Annotated in this window: 14 protein-coding genes; 4 read left to right on the top strand and 10 right to left on the bottom strand. The window is 67.9% G+C overall.

Going from position 1 to position 17,052, the window contains the following annotated elements; all coding sequences use genetic code 11:
• Positions 1-17: 17 nt before the first annotated feature.
• Genes VPA02S_RS18335 through VPA02S_RS18315 form a run of 5 tightly spaced genes read right to left on the bottom strand, consistent with a single transcriptional unit; the run spans position 18 to position 4,545 of the window.
• Positions 18-752, bottom strand: a complete 735-nt coding sequence (locus VPA02S_RS18335) for a TrbJ/VirB5 family protein (protein ID WP_062365089.1) — start codon at positions 750-752, stop codon at positions 18-20.
• A complete protein-coding gene (locus tag VPA02S_RS18330) occupies positions 745-3,252 on the bottom strand; it encodes a VirB4 family type IV secretion/conjugal transfer ATPase (protein WP_062365088.1) in 2,508 nt (835 codons plus the stop codon). Before VPA02S_RS18330 ends, VPA02S_RS18335 begins: the two co-directional genes overlap by 8 nt.
• 14 nt (positions 3,253-3,266) lie before the next feature.
• Entirely contained in the window at positions 3,267-3,635 is a 369-nt protein-coding gene (locus VPA02S_RS18325; RefSeq protein ID WP_062365087.1) for a VirB3 family type IV secretion system protein, read from the bottom strand.
• 12 nt (positions 3,636-3,647) lie between these two features.
• A complete protein-coding gene (locus VPA02S_RS18320; RefSeq protein WP_062365086.1) occupies positions 3,648-3,980 on the bottom strand; it encodes a TrbC/VirB2 family protein in 333 nt (110 codons plus the stop codon).
• Between the two features lie 4 nt (positions 3,981-3,984).
• Positions 3,985-4,545, bottom strand: a complete 561-nt coding sequence (locus VPA02S_RS18315) for a hypothetical protein (RefSeq protein ID WP_244883592.1) — start codon at positions 4,543-4,545, stop codon at positions 3,985-3,987.
• Between the two features lie 245 nt (positions 4,546-4,790).
• Here VPA02S_RS18315 and VPA02S_RS18310 point away from each other — a divergent pair, with 245 nt between their 5' ends.
• Positions 4,791-5,579 (top strand): ParA family protein, encoded by a 789-nt coding sequence (locus VPA02S_RS18310; RefSeq protein ID WP_062365084.1) that lies wholly within the window; start codon positions 4,791-4,793, stop codon positions 5,577-5,579.
• A complete protein-coding gene (locus tag VPA02S_RS18305) occupies positions 5,576-6,475 on the top strand; it encodes a ParB/RepB/Spo0J family partition protein (protein WP_062365083.1) in 900 nt (299 codons plus the stop codon). The genes VPA02S_RS18310 and VPA02S_RS18305 overlap by 4 nt, the downstream gene beginning before the upstream one ends.
• 54 nt (positions 6,476-6,529) lie before the next feature.
• On the opposite strand, the gene VPA02S_RS18300 is transcribed toward VPA02S_RS18305, so the two are convergent.
• Positions 6,530-7,513: a helix-turn-helix domain-containing protein gene (locus tag VPA02S_RS18300; protein ID WP_244883590.1), complete on the bottom strand. Its 984-nt coding sequence runs from the start codon at positions 7,511-7,513 to the stop codon at positions 6,530-6,532.
• A gap of 306 nt (positions 7,514-7,819) precedes the next feature.
• Here VPA02S_RS18300 and VPA02S_RS18295 point away from each other — a divergent pair, with 306 nt between their 5' ends.
• On the top strand, positions 7,820-8,530 hold the full coding sequence (locus tag VPA02S_RS18295; RefSeq protein WP_062365082.1) for an autoinducer binding domain-containing protein: 711 nt from the start codon (positions 7,820-7,822) through the stop codon (positions 8,528-8,530).
• Here VPA02S_RS18295 and VPA02S_RS18290 read toward each other — a convergent pair.
• The 4 genes from VPA02S_RS18290 to VPA02S_RS18275 form a co-directional block, all read right to left on the bottom strand.
• Complete coding sequence (locus VPA02S_RS18290) at positions 8,507-9,169, bottom strand: acyl-homoserine-lactone synthase (RefSeq protein WP_062365081.1); 663 nt, start codon at positions 9,167-9,169, stop codon at positions 8,507-8,509. The two genes, VPA02S_RS18295 and VPA02S_RS18290, sit on opposite strands and share 24 nt — an antisense overlap.
• A 186-nt stretch (positions 9,170-9,355) precedes the next feature.
• Positions 9,356-10,219 carry a DMT family transporter gene (locus tag VPA02S_RS18285; protein ID WP_244883588.1) on the bottom strand — a complete coding sequence of 288 codons (864 nt, stop codon included), beginning with the start codon at positions 10,217-10,219 and terminating at the stop codon, positions 9,356-9,358.
• The gene (gene pabB, locus VPA02S_RS18280; protein WP_081247579.1) at positions 10,212-12,410 is read right to left on the bottom strand and encodes an aminodeoxychorismate synthase component I; all 2,199 of its coding nucleotides are present in this window, start codon (positions 12,408-12,410) and stop codon (positions 10,212-10,214) included. The genes VPA02S_RS18285 and pabB overlap by 8 nt, the downstream gene beginning before the upstream one ends.
• A gap of 349 nt (positions 12,411-12,759) precedes the next feature.
• Positions 12,760-13,278, bottom strand: coding sequence for an Lrp/AsnC family transcriptional regulator (locus VPA02S_RS18275; RefSeq protein WP_062365079.1), 519 nt, complete (start codon positions 13,276-13,278; stop codon positions 12,760-12,762).
• A gap of 92 nt (positions 13,279-13,370) precedes the next feature.
• Here VPA02S_RS18275 and VPA02S_RS18270 point away from each other — a divergent pair, with 92 nt between their 5' ends.
• Positions 13,371-16,973: an indolepyruvate ferredoxin oxidoreductase family protein gene (locus tag VPA02S_RS18270; RefSeq protein WP_062365078.1), complete on the top strand. Its 3,603-nt coding sequence runs from the start codon at positions 13,371-13,373 to the stop codon at positions 16,971-16,973.
• Positions 16,974-17,052 lie beyond the last annotated feature (79 nt).

Raw genomic sequence — 17,052 nt, 5'->3', positions numbered from 1 at the left:
GATCTGGACATAGTGGTTCAGGGATTGGGAATAAATCTTGCGTTGAATCCGCCGTGGCCAGAGATGACTTGCTCCCGAGCGCGCTGCTGCTGGGCAGCTTCCTCGGCCATTGCAATCTGATAAAGGCTCTGCAGCTTCGTCTGCTCGTTGGTGAGCATGTTCTGCTCGACCTGGATTCTTGCCTGCAGGTCCTGGATCGCTTTGGGATCCTGTGCGGAAGCGATGCGATCGATCAGCAGTTGCAAGGCCGAGAAGCGCTGGCTGGTGTTCTGGTACGCGTTCTGGGTCATTCCGTTGAGCAGCGCTGCTGATTGCCGTCCTTGCTCGACGACCTGGCGTAACTCCGGACTGAGCCCCTCCAACTGCGTTCGCGAGAGGACGCTGTTGGCTTTCATGATCGACTGGACCTGAGCGGCCAGCCCCGCATAGCTGTCTGACGAGCCGTTGAGCGTGCCCATCAATTCGTCATAGTTGGGAGGCAGGTAGTTGCGTGCGAGGTCCGAGGTCGGCAGCAACTGCTCCATGCCTCGGCTTCCCGTCATGGCGTTGTGGGTCCGGGTCAGCTGGTCCTTCGATTCCTTCAGTTGGTCGTACTGCTTCTGCATCCCGGAGATTTGCTGTTGCCAGTACATGACCTGCTGTATCAGGTTGGCGACGGCCGTGACGTCGATCACCGGGATGCCGGCTTTCGCGTGCGGCGGTGCGAGCGAGGCTGTGGCTGCGAGGAAGAGAGCAGTAAGGAATCTACGCATGGAAGATCTCCTGGTGTGAGGATGAACGGGAAGGGTTGTTCGCAAGCGCCCTGCGGAATGACGGCAGCCATTGGGCGGGATCCGGTCCGCAGATCGCGATGAGTTCGCGCATGAGGCGGACGTTGCCGGTGCGCCCGGAGATGACGTGCAAGGCGTCGTCGAATCCATGGAGATCGAGCTGCGCGACCACGCTGACATGGTTCTGCTTGATGAGGAACTGACGAGAGCCAGGCTCGATCTCCTGCTTGATGAGCGCGAACTCCCGGTCGGTCAGGTTGAAGCCTCGGGTGTAGTCGTCGTAGTCCGCCTCCGGATTCGGGAACAGGATCTTCGTCGGCGTCTGCTCGACGATCGCGCGGGCGATGTCGGAATCGAGCACGTGGCTGGTGCTCTGGGTGAAAGTGGCGATGTTCGCGTTCTTCTTGCGCCAGGTCTCCAGGCCGTTCTTGGCGAACTTCGTGAAGGCCGGATCGCTCAGCAGCTTGGCGAACTCGTCCATCCAGCACACCAGCGGGCGGCCGTCGACCATCCGGTTCACGAGATGAAAGAGGTACAGGGTCAGCGGGGCGCGCACGACCTCGTTGTCCAGGAAGTCGGTCACATCGAAGCCCACGAGGGCGTGCCGGGCAAGCAGCGGGGCCACGTGGTCGTGCTCGTTGTCGAAGACCCAGGCATAGTCGCCGCGTTCCGAGGCGCACCACCGCCGAAGGCGTGCGTGCATCCCCTCCGGATCCGTGATATCGAGGAAGGCGGCGAGCCGGGACAGGCGCCTGAAAGAGGGCTCGAGCTTCAGGGTGCCGCGCAGTGCCTGGTCGAGATCGTCTTCCTGACGGACGGTCAGCGTCTCGCCCGGCGTGCGCATCACGAGGCGCCTGAGCCAATGCCGCATGAACTCGACGTTGTCGGCGATCGAATCGTCGAGCTGCAGCGGGTTGCAGCCGGTTGGTGCCCCGTTCTTGAGCGGGAGGTACTGGCCGCCCAGGGCCCGCACCAGGATGTGCAGCCCTTCATCCTTGTCGAAGACCACTTGTGTGGCATCGAGGCGATTGCAGATCGCCACCATGCAGAAGCCCAGCAGCGTGGTCTTGCCGGTCCCGACCGGTCCCACGCCCGTGATGTGTCCGACATCGCGGCGGCTGCCGCCGTCCCGGCTGCGCGGGTCGCTCGCATGCAGCGAGAAGTAGTAGGGCGAGCCCGCGCGCGTGGTGAACATGGTCAGCGCATCACCCCAGTAGTTGCCCATTGCCCGACCGGTCGGGAAATTGTGGAAAGGCGACATGGCGGCGAAGTTGCGGCTGGTGACGGGCGCCTTGCGGCTGCGGTAGCCGAAATTTCCCGGCAGCTGCGCCCAGAAGGCCGCCTCCAGCGCGAGGTCCTCGCGGGCCACCACCATTCCCGCGTCGCCCAGCAGGTAGCGGGCGCGGGCGACGTTGTCGTTGAGTTGCTTCAGACGGGGCCGGCCCTCGGCCTCGCTGAGGCCGTCGTAGGTGTCGGCCAGCACATGCAGGCTGAAATGGTGGTCGCCCACCACGAAGCGATTGCTCATCAGGTCGTCCAGTGCGTCCTTGAGTTCCTCGGCCTGCGAGACCGCGAGGTCACCGGCGGCGGCCATCCGGTGATGCTGGCGGCTCATCATGTCGGTGGCCGTGCCCTTGGCCAGGAAGGTGAAGCTTTGCGTGAGCACGAAGGGGAAAGGTGCGGTCAGCAGGGCGCTGAACATGCCCGGCGCGGTGGGGGTGGGGTATTCCTTGATGCCGAGGAAGGCGCCAATGCGGGTCTGGGTGCCGGCCCGGTATTCCATGGCCTCGTTGCCGAAGAAGGGCCGGGTGGTCGCCAGGACCTCGTTGAGGGGGGCGCGCGGCAGCGGCATGCGCTGCCACTCCCCATTGACGAGTAGGCCGTGGAATTCCACGAGGGAGGAAAAAAGCCCGTCGTTCCCCTGCAGCCGATAGATGCCCAGTGCTTCGGGGTCGTAGCGTTCCAGGGCGGCGAGCAGTTCCTGGCGCAGCTTGCTGCAGGCATCCAGCGCATCGCGCAGCTCCGTCCGCGCCCCCTCCGGGTCCGCGCGCTTGAACAGCCGCAATGCGGCGTTGCCGATGCGGGTGGGCTGCGGCCGGAAGACGACCGACAGGTACAGTTCGTTAACCATCAGCCGCTCGCCAGCCATCTTGCGGCGATAGCGCTGCTCGATCTCGTCGGCGAAGCCGGGCGTCGTCCGCCCGGCCGGATAGGTCGTCTCGCGACGGCGGATCACGTGGGTCCAGAGCGCCAGGTTGGGCGACGCGATGTTGCGCAGCAGGACATTGAGGCGCTCATGCCAGCTGTTGATGTCCTCGTCGTCCGCGCTTTCGAAGCTCGTGCCGGCCAGGCGGAGTGTCTGCACATAGTCTCCGGCACGTGTCAGGGCCACATGCTCGTCCACATGCGCCGAAAGCGGAATCATGGTCGCGGCGCCGGCTTCGCGGCGCAGCGCGTGCTCGGGGCGTGAGAGCAGCTTCATGGCGCGGAACGGCGTCAGACCAAGGTCACGGGCGGCGTGCGCATGCGGCGATGCCCCCGCCAGTCAGGCATGTCCAGCGCCAGGGGGCTGTACGAGTTCGCACGCCAGAACCGCAGGTTGCCGCCGAGCATGGCCGGCAGGCGCGTGCGGCCCCAGAGCTGCAGCAGATCGAAGAAGCGCGGCTCGTACAGGCAGACCAGGTAGAGCACGCCGTGGATCGGCACGAAGGCCAGCAGCCACGCGAGGCTCTTGGTCACGATGAACGACTCGGTCGTGACGACGATGTTGAACATCATGGCCGAGTAGGTGACGCCCCAAACCATCGAAGGCCGCGTCATGCCGACGAACAGGGGGTCCGCGGCAATGCCCTGGTTGCGACTCATGGACCGCTCCCTTCAGACCCCGAACAGGCCCCGAATCCAGGACACGATCTGTGGGCCGCCGAAGACCAGCACGGTGCCGATCACGACCGCGACCATCCACCACCAGCTCAGACGCCCGAACCAGGCCATGGCACCGGAGACCATCACGGCGACTGCGGCCAGCGGCGTCAGGATGGCGACGAGTTGCTGCTGTGTCGCGTTCGCACCGGTCGCGAACGGGCTCCCCGCCCAGGCAACCTCGACAGGTGCGGCGGCGATGAGCCAGGCGATGAGCAGCCATCCGATCCATTTGACACGGATGTCGGCTGCCGTTGCGGGCCGGATGTGGATCGAGCATGCGGTCATGGCATTACTCCGTTGGGCCGGGGGCTGATCCCGCGGGCGCTTGCACAGGCGGGGACGCAAGAGAAAGTGAAGCAGGCGATTCAATGCGCCGGCCGCTGCCGTAGACGTCCCACCACGGTGCCGGCACCGCGCGCTTGCCGGCGGCGGAAGGATGCCTGGCGGCCTGAACGGCCATGGGCCTGACCGCCGCAGCCTGGGTAGCGGCGTGAGAGACCGAAGCGATCTCCCGCCGGATGGCCGCGATGTCGCCGAGCGTACGGTCGCGCTGTTCCTCGGCCTCGGCCGCTGCCTTCAGGTCGGATGCGGCGAGCCGCTCGGCCTTCCGGCGCATGAGACCTTCCAATTGCGCTTCCGACTTCCTGAGCTCCTCGCGAAGGATCTCGATGCGGTCGTTGTCGCGCCCCGCCTGCTGCCGTGGTCCGACGCCCTGCGATGCGCTGGGCTCCGCCTGGGCCCACAGGGGGCGCGCGTGCGCCGCCAAGCCGGCGAACATGAGCATGGAGAGCCAGACTGAGCGTCGGCCTTCGTCGGTCGCATGCCCGCATTGAATGTCGTTTGCTTGCATGGGGCGCAATGTCCGCCTCTGCCCGTGCGTGTGTCGACTATTGTTTTTGATAGTGGTGTCGCAAAGCGCGAGGCGGCGATATTTCGTGAGCGACGCCGCAGGGCGGTTCGAGCACGGAGCAGTGAGGTGGGTCCGCCGGTGTGAGGCGAACGAGCCCCTGTTGCAAGTTGCAGCGGCTGTCCGCGAAGGTGTGCCGTTCGGGTGTGATGGACGCGCGTCCCGCGCCGAGGCCTGAGGAGCAAGTCATGGGTAACGTGGTCATTTTCGGCAACCAGAAGGGCGGCGTCGGCAAGTCCACGCTGGCGGTGCTCTACGCATGCTGGCTGGCCGATGTGCGCCGCCGGTCGGTGTGCGTGATCGATCTGGACGCGCAGGCGAACAGCTCGAAATCGCTGAATCAGTCCTCGGCAATCGCCGAAGCGGTGGAACTGTTCGGTCAGGATCTGGGCCCGATCGCCCCGCCGCGCGAGCGGACCATTGCGCTGGCGGCGGGCAGCAGAAAGCTGGCCGACGTCGAACTCGCGAGAGCGGACCTCGTGATTCCTTTGTTCCGCGGGAATGTGAGGCGCCTGGCGCAGGATTTCGACGCGGTCGTGATCGACACGCCCCCGGCGCTGGGCTTGCGCATGAGCGCGGCGCTGATTGCCGGCCATGCGGTGGCGTGTCCGATCGAGCTGGAGGAGTACAGCATCCACGGCGTCGCCGACATGCTCCGGACCGTGTTCGGGGTCAGGCGGCGCTACAACCCGCAATTGCGGATGGCGGCCATCGTGCTGAACCGGTTCAATCCGCATTCGCTGCGGCAGAAGGCCGCGATGCAGGACCTGGCCTTGAACTTCCGGGAGTTCGTGATACCGGCGCGGATCTCGACCCGTTCGGCCATTCCCGAGGCGCTGGCCGCGGGAGTGCCCGTGTGGCGGCTGCCCAAGAGCGCGGCACGCGAGGCGAGCCTCGAGGTGATGCGGGTGTTCGAGTTGCTGCAGCAACGCATCGACGGCTCGAACGCGCCGATGCCGGCGGACACGCAGGCATGAAGGCGGCCGACGGCCTGGACCTGAGTGCGCTGTCGCAGTTCAGGGCGGCCGATCTGCTCACGGTCGAAGCCGTCCCTGCGGGCCCAGGTGCACCGACGCAGGTGGCGCTCGAACGCATCGACTTCGACCCCGGCCAGCCGCGCCGTCGCATGCGGGGCGAACGCATCGAGGAACTCGCTGAATCGATCCGCGAGCATGGCGTGTTGGAGCCAGTGTCCCTGCGCTGCCATCCCGAGCACGCGGACCGGTACATCGTCAATCGCGGCGAACGCAGGGTGCGCGCGGCGCGCTGGGCCGGCCTGTCCTGCGTTCCGGCGTTCGTGGACCCGCGGGTTGACCCCTTCGCGCAGGCGGCGGAGAACCTGCACCGTGAGGACATGTCGCCGTTCGACTTGGCGACCTTCATCGCCGAGCGGGAAGGGGAAGGCCATTCGCGCGCCGAGATCGCGCGCCGGTTGGGCAAGCCGCGTTCCTTCATCACCGAGGCCGCGCGGCTCAGCGACGCGCCGGCGCAGTTGCGGGAAGCGGTGGAGGAAGGGCGGCTCGGCACGGATGTGCGGGTGCTCTACCAGTTGGTGGCCGTCGCGCGAGATCGCCCGCAGGAACTCCAGGAACTGATCGCGCGGGGCGGCCCGATCGGACGTGTCCAGACCAGGAGTCGCCCCCAATCGCCTGAGCCCGTCGGCGGCTCGGCGGCGCCGCCGCCCGGAAACGGGAACCCGAGGATCATCAGCGGCGGCCGTACGGTGCTGGTGGTCGAGCATGGTGGACGGCGCGGCTCCTTGCGCATCAAGGCGAAAGACGGCAACGTCGGCGAAGTCCGCTTCGGCGATGGCGCGCGCGTCCTGCTGCCGCTGGCGGACTTGCGGCTGGTGTGCTGGGCCACGGAGGAATAGCAATGCCGGCGTCCGCCGGCGAGGCTCGAGACCTGGTGGCGCGGCAGCGTCCTGCTAGGCCGCGCCGGCAGCTTTCATCGTCGCGTGGCGGCGCCGATATTCGCGCGGCGTCATCTGCAGGTCGCGAACGAAGGCCCTTCGCATCACCTCCTCGGATCCGTAGCCGCACTGCGCAGCGATGGCCTTGAGGGGGCGCGTGCTCGTCTCGAGCAGGCGACGGGCGGCGTCGAGGCGAATCTGCTGAACGCCACGCCCTGGTGAGAGACCCGTTGCGCGTTCGTAGAAGCGCGCGAAGGAGCGCGTGGACATGTGGACCTCCTGTGCCAATCGGGCGACGCTGAGCTTCTCCCGCAGATGTGCCGCGATCCACTGGTGCAGCACGCCGATCCGCCCGTCGGGCGTGGACGGCTCGAGCGGCAAGCGGCGACGGCGCAGCATGCCGCAGCGACGGCTGCGCGGTCCGGGCAGGCGGGAGGCAAGCGTCTCGACAAACGCGGCGCCCCGGTCCTCCTCGATCCAGGACAGCGCCAGATCGGCGCCCTGACCCGGTTCGATAACGCGCCAGCTGCGCGTTCTCATGTCGGCCGCGAACAGGTCCGCTCCCCGCCCGCCACAGCGCAGCGCCGGCGGCGCGGCGTGCCCCCGGCGCCGCACGACGCGGGCCTCCGGCACGGGCGGCAGCAATGCCTGGCCGCCCAGCACGGCGCAGCGGTTCAGCCGCCGCCCGTTCCTGGAGAGCCATTCGCGCAGGCGCTGCACGCCTGCCGCCCCGACCGCGCCCGGAACGGGTTCGCCGGTGATGAAGAGCGTGCTCGCCCGCCCGGCGAGCCGGTGCGGCAAGACACTCGTCGACAGTGCCACACCGCTTGAACTCAGGGTTTGGCCGCCCGCGGCGGAGGCCAGCCGCACATCGTAGCCTGCGAGCTTGTTGTGCGTCCGGCGCAGGGAGGCATTGGCGGCCTTGAAGACCGCGAGCATGCGGATGACGTCGAGAAGAAGGAAGCCGGGAAGCAGCAGCAGCCAGACCTTGTGCATCATGAGAAGCCCATGTAGGAGGATCGATCCGCAATCTCCCGACCCTGGGCCGCACCGCGCCATTGCGCGAAATGCAGGCTCGCGAGATTGGCAGAAATGGTGGTGAATTTTGCCTCCGGGCTCTGCGAGGCGCTTCTAGACTGTCGCACCCCTGCCTCCATCGCGCGCTGAACGACCGCCACACCCGCCGCAACGCGGGCTGGTTCAGGGGCTGCAGCCGCAGGCCCCGGCGCCCGCCGGGCTCCGCCGCGGGAGCGTCGCCCGCGGCCGCGAAGAAGGTGGGGTGCCGACGCCGCAGGAAGTGCGCCTATGGACGAGTGGACCCAAGACATTCTCGGTCGGTTGAGCGAGGCCTGCGAGCCATCCCAGGTGCTCGCGCAGATCAGCGGGGCAGCCAGGCAGCTCGGCTTTGAGCACTGCGCCTACGGGCTGCGCACCCTCGTGCCGTTCACCCGGCCGAAGACTTTGATGTTCAGCACCTACGATGAGCGATGGAGTCGCCGGTACATCAATGCGGGATACCTCCAGGTGGACCCCACGGTCGTCCACGGCGTGCACAGCGGGACGCCCGTGGTCTGGAGCAACGAAGTCTTCCGCGACGCGCCGCAGATGTGGGACGAGGCGCGCTCGTTCGGCCTGCGCGTCGGCTGGGCGCAGTCGGTCTTCGAGCCCGACGCGCGCGTCGGCATGCTGACGCTTGCGCGGTCGGGCGAACCGCTGACGCCCGCAGAGATGCGTGCCAAGGATCCCTTGCTCCAGTGGCTGGTGATTACCGCCCACCGCGCGTTCTGCCGCCTCCTGGGAGGCAGCCCGCTCGCGGGTGTTGAACCGCTGACTGCACGGCAGGTGGAGGTGCTGCGCTGGACGGGCGACGGCAAGACGAGCGACGAGATCGCGTGCATCCTCTGCATCTCGAAACCCACGGTCGATTTCCATCTGAGGAACGCAATGGCGAAATTGGGTGCCAGCACCAAGAGCTCGGCCGCGGCGTTCGCTTCACGTCTCGGGCTCCTGAACTAAACGGGTGGCAGCGGCCCCTTTGCCCGCAGGCCGGCGGGCGACTCGGCCGATCCCATCGGCGTGGCGGTCCCGGTGCGGGCACCAGTTCTTGTCCACGTCGATGAGGCAGGCGAACAGAAGCTGGCCGTCGACCCGCATCGGCGGTGCCGCTCGGTACGCGGACAGGCCCGTGCGGCGCAGGATGCGCTCGATGCCCAGGGGCGAGGCGCTGATGAGCCGTCGTCCGCCCTCCTTGGCGACGGTCCGCATCGCCGCGCTCAGCATGTCCAGCGCGAGCGACCATCCATGCGGATCCCCGCCGATCCCGAGCCGCGTGCCGTCGCCGGCGGCGAATCGCGACAGTTCCCAGATGTCGGGCGAGCACGGCGCCGGCGTGTCGCCGAGCAGCTGCGGGAAGAGGCTGGCCAGAAGATAGGGCCGGTGCGTGGGCAACAGGCGGCTCGTGCCGACGATCTCGCCGACCGGATTGCGTGCGATCAGATAGATGGTGTCCTTCCGGTCGAATTCGTCGAGTTCCAGCCGGCCGCGCGTATGGAGTTTCCAGCCCAGCTTCTCGACGAAAACCTCATGCCGGTAGCGAGCCATGTCGAACAGCACGTCCGCCGAGAAAGTATCGATCGTTCCCGCAATGATCTCCATGAGGTCACCTCGCTGAATGAGGCCGCATTACAGCCTGATGACGCACACCGGGGACACTGTCAAAGTTAATAGGGCTGGCGGACCGGGCCTTCGTTTTCTGGGGCGATCGCCCTCGCAGACTGCCGTTTTGGGGCAGATCGGTTGTCGGGGGCCGTCGCGCCGCAGGCGAGAGTCCCGGCGGTTCGCTCACGGACGGCGCGCCGCCCGGATGGTGAAGGCACCGGCCGCGACGATCAGGACCACGCCGGCGGCGGCTTCGAGGCGCGGCACGTCGCCCCAGATCGCGTATCCCAACAGCAGCGCCCAGAGGATCAGGCTGTAGCGAAAGGGCGTGACGACCGAGAGATCGACGCCGCGGCAGGCCACGATGAGCGCGTAGTTGCCCAGTGCCGCGCAACCCGCCGCCGCCGCGAGCATGCCGAGCTCGTGGCGCGTGAGCGGCGCCCAGCGTTCCACGAGACCCAGCAGCAGGCCTGCCAGACATACGGCGAGCGTGGTCGCCACGGCGATGACTGCCGATGGGACCGTGACGGGAATGCGCCGCGTCACCAGGTCGCGCGCGGCCAGCGAAGCGGCACACAACAAGGCGCAGGCGAGCCCGGCTGCAGGGACCTCGGACCGCGCAGACGGCTGGATCACCAGCAGGACGCCGGCGAATCCCGCCGCGGTGGCCAGCAGCCGGCCTCCATGCCAAGGCTCCCATCGCAGCGCCATCGCAGTGGCGGCAATCATCAGCGGCGCGGTCATCATGAGCGTGCTGACCGTGGCGAGCGGCGCGAGCGACAGGGCGACGACGGAGCTCAGGGCGGTCGTGATCTCGAGTCCGCATCGCACGCCGACGATCGGCTGCAGTGCGCTGCGCCAGCCGGCGCGTGTCCCGCGGGCGAGGGCCAGGACAAAGAAGGTGGCGAAGGCGCCGCGCACGGCCAGGACCTGCCCGGGCGGGAGGCTCTGTGCTGCCAGCTTCACGAAGACATCGTTGAGCACGTAACAGCCCATGGCCACCAGCATGAGCAGGATTCCGCGGCGGTGGGCCTGTGCGCTAGCCATTGCCGGACGCAGGCGGGGACGGCGTAGAGGTGCTTTGCGGAATCTCGGGCGCGGACGGCGACCCCGGAGGCCCCGGAACCCCGGGATCGCCCGCGGCACGGGCATCCGGCGCTGTCCCCGGCCGCGGACCGAATGGTGCGCCGCAACGCCTGAGGACGTCCCACAGCGCCTGCGCCTTCAGAACGATCTCCTCGACCTCGGCGTCAGGATCGGACATGGCGACGATGGCGCCACCGGCGCCGATCGAGACGCGGCCGTTGGCCGACACCAGGGTGCGGATCACGATGTTGAGCTGCGCCGCGCCGTTGAGCGAGAGATAGCCGATGCTGCCCGAGTAGATGCCGCGGGCCGCCGCCTCGAGTTCGTCCAGGATCTTCATCGTGCGTACCTTCGGCGCACCCGTCATCGAGCCGCCGGGGAACGCGGCGCGGATGCCGTCGACCGCTCCGAGGTCCGCGCGCAGCCGCCCCCGGATCGTGCTGACCAGCTGGTGCACGGTCGCATAGGTCTCGACCGCGAACAGGCTCGGCACGTAAACGCTGTCGATCTCGCAGACCCGGTTGAGGTCGTTGCGCAGCAGGTCGACGATCATCAGGTTCTCCGCGCGGGTCTTCTCGTCGGCGACCATGGCGTCCGCGATCGCCTGGTCCTCGGCCGGCGTCGCGCCTCGCGCCGCGGTGCCCTTGATGGGCTTCGATTCCACATCGCCGGCGCTGGAGATGTGCAGGAAGAGTTCGGGGGAGGCGCACAGCACGGCATAGCCGCCGATGCGCAGGTAGGCCGCATAGGGGGCAGGGTTGTGCCTGCGCAGGATCCGGTAGATCTCCAGCGGATGGATGCGCCCTTCGCCGACCAGTTGGTTCGTGAGGCAGACCTCATAGGTCTCGCCCTGCAGGATCTCGTGCTGGCAGCGCAGGATCAGCTCCCGGTAGATCGCCAGGTCGATCCGCCAGGCCAATGGTTGCAGATCGCGGGCCGCGGCCGCGCTGTCGTCCGGCGCGGTCGCCTGTGCGCCTGCCAGCCGCGCGCGCATGGTCTGCATCCAGCGGCGATTCTCATTGGATGGCACGGCCTCATCCAGGCAGACGATCCAGACCTGTTGCTCGGCGTGGTCGAAGGCGAGGAAACGGTCGGCGAGGATCCACATCGCGTCCGGGGTGTCCGCATCGTGGGCATGCGTGCCATCCAGCTCCCGCTTGAGCTCATAGCCGAAGTAACCCACGAAACCGCACGCGAAGTCGAAGGGAAGCGGAGGACCGGCAGGCGGTTGGCCCGGCAGGTGGTCGCGCAGATAGTCGAAGATGCTCTCGTCGCGCACCTGGACGACGTCGCCCCGGCGCACCATCAGTTCGCGCGGAGCGGTGCGGTAGTTCAGCACCTGGGCACGCGGGCCGCTCGCGTCGCCCATGAAGGAGAAGCGCGCCCGCCCGGGCTCGGCGAGGCTGCTGTCCAGCCAGAAAACGCAGTCGCGCTGTGCGAACGTGCGCATGAACACGGCCTCGGCATCGGCTGCGGTGTCGATGCACTCCGCATGCAGCGACAGCGCCTGCGGGCCCTCGAAGCGCAGCGCGGGTCCGAAGCGATTCCGTGCCTCGCGCCGCGGCGCCTGTGCGAGCCATTCCAGCGTCAGGTCCCTGAAGTTGCGCAGCAGCCGTGCGCCAAACTCGGTGCAGATCGACTCCGGATGGAACTGCACCCCCCACCAGGGCAGGGAGACGTGACGCAGTCCCATCAATGTGCCGTCGGACGTCCAGGCGAGCGGCTCCAGGGATGAGGGCAGCTGCGTGACTGCGAGCGAGTGGTACCGCACTGCCTCGAAGCGGTCCGGGATGCCGGCGAAGAGGTCGCGCTGCGCGTGCGAGATGCGGTCCAGGCGTCCGTGCATCGGTCGCACCGCCAGGTCGACACGGGCGCCGCAGTGGTGGGCGATGGCTTGGTGGCCCAGGCACACGCCGAGCACGGGTTTGCGCGAACGCTGCAGCGCGTCCGCCGAGATGCCGAGATCGGCGCGCCGCTGCGGACGTCCGGGGCCCGGCGAGATCACGATGTTGTCGAAGTGCATGCGCTCGACCTCGTCCCAGTGCATCTCGTTGTTGCGCAGCACGATCGGGGGCTCGCCGTTGCAGGCTGCCAGGTACTGGTAGAGGTTGTAGGTGAACGAGTCGTAGTTGTCGATCAACAGCGTGCGCATGGAAGGCTCCTCGGCCGAAAGCGGGACTGTGCATCGTTGAAGAATCGAACGGTCGTCGCCACTGCGCAATGTGCTAGTTGCGCAGGCCGACAGCGCCTGTGCAAGCAGCGCGTTCACCGCCTGCATGTGCGGGTCGTGCGCTTTTCTGGGATGTTCCGGTCCGTGCGCGGGCCTTCTGAGGCGGGCGAGCGTCAGGGGCCCTGCAGCTTGGGCGCCGACGCTGTAGGTATGCGCGGGCCGGGTGGGCGACTGGCGGTCTTGTGCAGGCGCGAGTTCAGATGCTCCGCCGCCAAAGCCCATGATGGGCCGATGCGCAACAGTCGTTGCGCTTGCTGGCCGAGCATGCCTCCTAGCGCCGCGAAGCCCCAGGTCCGGCCTTCGGGCCGAGCAGGTGGCCCAGCGGCAGCGCCACCTCCGACTTGATCTCGCGCAGCACGATGCTCGAGCGCACGTGCGTCACGCCCGGCAGGCTGAAGAGCACCTCGTGCAGGAAGCGCTCGTAGTGCTTCATGTCCGGCACGGTCACGTGGAGGATGTAGTCCGCGGGGCCGGTGGCCGACACGCATCGGATGATCTGCGGGCTCGCGGCCACCACCTCCTCGAAGCGCTGCACCATCGCCTCGCTGTGGCGGTCGAGGTTCACCTCGGCCACTGCCGAGACGTGCAGGCCCACCAGTTCGGGGTCGACACGCGTGGTGTAGCCGCGGATCACGCCGGCGGCCTCCATTTCCTTGATGCGTTTCCAGCAGGGCGTGGGCGAGAGCCCGACGGCCTCGGAAATCTGCTGCACGGTTTGCCGTCCGTCGTGCTGGAGCGCAGCAAGGATCTTGAGGCAATGCTCGTCAAGAGAAACAGGATCAACGTTCATTGCAGTTTTCGAGAGGATTCTTCTTCAAACAAGGGTCTGCGCGAGTGTATTGAAGAAACACTTACTTGGGGTGCGGCAGAACAATTCCGGGCATGAACGCCCCCCACAAGACGACCGCACTCCAGCGACCCGGCTACCAGCTGTCCGACAACCTCTGGGCCGATGCCGGCGCCGTCTTCATCACCGGCACGCAGGCGCTGATCCGAATCCTGGCAATGCAGAAGCGGCGCGACGCGGCACGCGGCCTGCACACGCAGGGCTTCGTGAGCGGCTACCGCGGCTCGCCGCTGGGCATGGTCGACCAGGCCATCTGGAAGGCCGGCGACCGCTTCAAGGAGGCCGGCATCCGCTTCGTGCCCGCGGTGAACGAGGAGCTTGCGGCCACGCAGGTGCTCGGCACGCAGCGTGTGGAGTCCGACCCCGAGCGCACCGTCGACGGCGTCTATGCAATGTGGTACGGCAAGGGGCCGGGCGTGGACCGCGCGGGCGACGCACTCAAGCACGGCAATGCCTACGGCTCGTCGCCGCACGGCGGCGTACTGGTGGTGGCGGGCGACGACCACGGCTGCGTGTCGTCGTCGATGCCGCATCAGAGCGACCACGCCTTCATGGCATGGCGCATGCCCGTGATGCAGCCCGCGAGCGTGGCCGAGTACCTGGAGTTCGGCCTGTATGGCTACGAGCTGTCGCGCTATTCGGGCGCGTGGGTCGGCATGGCGGCGTTGTCCGAGATCGTCGAGAGCGCCGGCACGGTGGATGTCGATGCGGTGAACGCGCGCGTGTCTGCCTGGGAGGACGCTGATGTCGTGCGCGCCGCCACCGGTCACCGCCCGCCAGCGGACGGCCTGCACTACCGCTGGCCCGATCTGCCGTCGCTGCGCATCGAGTCGCGGCTGGAGGACAAGCTCGCGGCCGTGGCCGCGTTCGCGCGGCGCAACAGCATCGACCGCCACATCATCTTGAGCCCGCACGCCCGGGTGGGCATCGTCACCTGCGGCAAGGCGCACCACGACCTGATGGAGGTGCTGCGGCGCCTGGAACTCTCGCCCGCGCAGCTCGCGCGCGCCGGTGTGCGGCTCTACAAGGTGGGGCTGAGCTTTCCGGTCGAGCAGACGCGCATCAAGGACTTCGCGCGCGGGCTCGACGAGATCCTCGTGGTGGAAGAGAAGGGGGCGGTGGTCGAGACGCAGCTGCGCGACATCCTCTACAACGCCCCCGCCGACGCGCGCCCGGTGCTCGTCGGCAAGCAGGACCGCGAAGGCCGACCACTCGTGTCCGCGCTCGGCGAGCTGCGCCCTTCGCGTCTCATCGAACTGGTCGCGCACTGGCTGGCCGTGCACTTTCCCGACAACCTCGACCTGGGCGACCATCTGCAGCATGTGCGCGACTTCACGCCGCCCGAGCTGCTGGGCAATGCGAGCGATGCGGTCAAGCGCCTGCCGTACTTCTGTGCCGGCTGCCCGCACAACACCAGTACCAAGGTGCCAGAGGGATCGACGGCGCGCGCGGGCATCGGCTGCCATTTCATGGCCAACTGGATGGACCGCAGCACGGCCGGCCTCATCCAGATGGGCGGCGAGGGCGTCGACTGGATCTCGCACGCGATGTTCACGAAGACCGCGCATGTGTTCCAGAACCTCGGCGATGGCACCTACTACCACTCGGGCTACCTGGCGATCCGCCAGGCCGTCGCGGCGAAGGCCACGCTCACCTACAAGATCCTGTTCAACGACGCGGTCGCGATGACCGGCGGCCAGCCGGTCGACGGGGTCATCAGCGTGGACGCGATCGCGCGGCAGGTGGAGTCGGAAGGCGTCACCAAGGTAGTGGTCGTGAGCGATGCCATCGGCAAGTACGACGCCATCAGGAGCCGCTTTCCGCACGGCACCGAATTCCATGACCGCGCCGCGCTCGACGAGGTGCAGCGCCGCCTGCGCGAAATGACCGGCGTGACCGTGCTGATCTACGAACAGACCTGCGCCGCTGAGAAGCGCCGCCGTCGCAAGAAGGGCGAGCTGGGCGACCCGCCCAAGCGCCTCTACATCAACGAGGCCGTGTGTGAAGGCTGCGGCGACTGCACTGTGCAGAGCAACTGCGTGGCCGTGCTCCCGCACGAAACCCCGATGGGCCGCAAGCGCAAGATCGACCAGACCAGCTGCAACAAGGACTATTCCTGCGCCAAGGGCTTCTGCCCGAGCTTCGTGGGCGTCACCGGCGGCAAGCTGCGGCGCAAGAGCGGGGCGCTGGCGGTCGGGCGCGATGCCTTCCTGCACCGCGTGGGCGCGCTCGCGCACCCCGCGCCGCACGCATGGACCGGCCCCTACGACCTGCTCGTGACCGGCGTGGGCGGCACTGGCGTGGTGACGGTGGGCGCGGTCATCGCGATGGCCGCGCACCTGGAGGGCAAGTCGGCCAGCGTGCTCGACTTCATGGGCTTCGCGCAGAAAGGCGGCTCGGTGCTGAGCTTCGTGCGTCTGGCCGACACGCCCGAGCGGCTGAACCAGGTGCGCATCGACACACAGCAGGCCGACGCGATCCTCGCGTGCGACGTGGTGGTGGGTGCGTCGCCCGACGCGCTGCAGACCGTGCGGCATGGGCGCACGCGCGTGCTCGCCAACATCCACGAGATCCCGGTGGCCGAGTCGCTGCGCAACCCCGATGCCGACCTGCATGTCGATCTGCTGCTGGAGAAGATGCGCTTCGTCGCGGGCGAGGAGCAGGTCGAGACCTTCGATGCGCAGAGCCTGGCCGAGGAGTTTCTCGGCGACACGCTGGCTGCGAACATCGTCGCGACCGGCTATGCGTGGCAGCGCGGCCTGGTGCCACTGAGCCTGGAGGCGCTCATGCATGCGATCGAACTCAACGGCGTGGCCGTGGCGGCCAACCAGTCGGCGTTCTCGCTGGGGCGGCTCGCGGCGGGCGACCCCGCTGCGCTCGACCAGTTGCGTGCTGCGCCCCTGCAAGCGCAGGCGCAGCAAACCGACGCGCGCCCGCTGGATGTGCTGCTCGCCGATGCGCGCCGCCATCTCACCGGCTACCAGAACGCCGCGTGGGCCGAGCGCTTCGACAAGCGCATCCGCGCGCTGCAGGCGGCCGAGTCCGCGCTGCCGGGCGGCGATGCGCGCCTGCCTTTCACGCACAACGCGGCGCGCAGCTTGTTGAAGCTCATGAGCTACAAGGATGAGTATGAGGTCGCGCGCCTCTACACCGACGGCGCGTTCATGCAGAAGCTCAAGGACCAGTTCGAAGGCGACCTGAAGCTCGAGTTCCACATGGCGCCGCCGCTGCTTTCGCGTCCGGCGCACGGCCAGGCGCCCCCCAAGATCCGCCTCGGCGCGTGGATCCTGCCGGCAATGAAATGGCTGGCTCACGGCAAGCGGCTGCGCGGCACGGGCCTCGACCCGTTTGGCTACACGCAGGAGCGCCGGACGGAGCGCGCGATGATCATCCAGTTCGATCATCGGCTCGATCAGCTGGTCGCCGAGCTTTCACCGGCGAACCAGCAGCTCGCCGCGCAGATCGCGGCGCTGCCGCTCTCGATTCGCGGCTTCGGTCATGTGAAGCTGGCCAACCTTGCGCTCGCCACCGAGCGCGAGGCGGAGCTGCTGCACCGCTTCGCGCCGCAGCGCTATCCCCGGCCGGAGAAGAAGACGAAGCCGGGGCAGTTCAGAGGGATCGCGGTCGTGTCGCAGTGACCGCGGGTCGAGCGCAGGGCGCGCCGCGGCTGGCTTGGTTGGGCTGGACAACAAGGGCGGTTTGTCGGCAGCGGCGAGG

The sequence above is a fragment of the Variovorax paradoxus NBRC 15149 genome (assembly GCF_001591365.1).
Classification (GTDB): Bacteria; Pseudomonadota; Gammaproteobacteria; order Burkholderiales; family Burkholderiaceae_C; genus Variovorax; species Variovorax paradoxus.
Note: the sequence above shows the minus strand (reverse complement) of the source record. Positions and strands in the feature narration are given on the sequence as shown.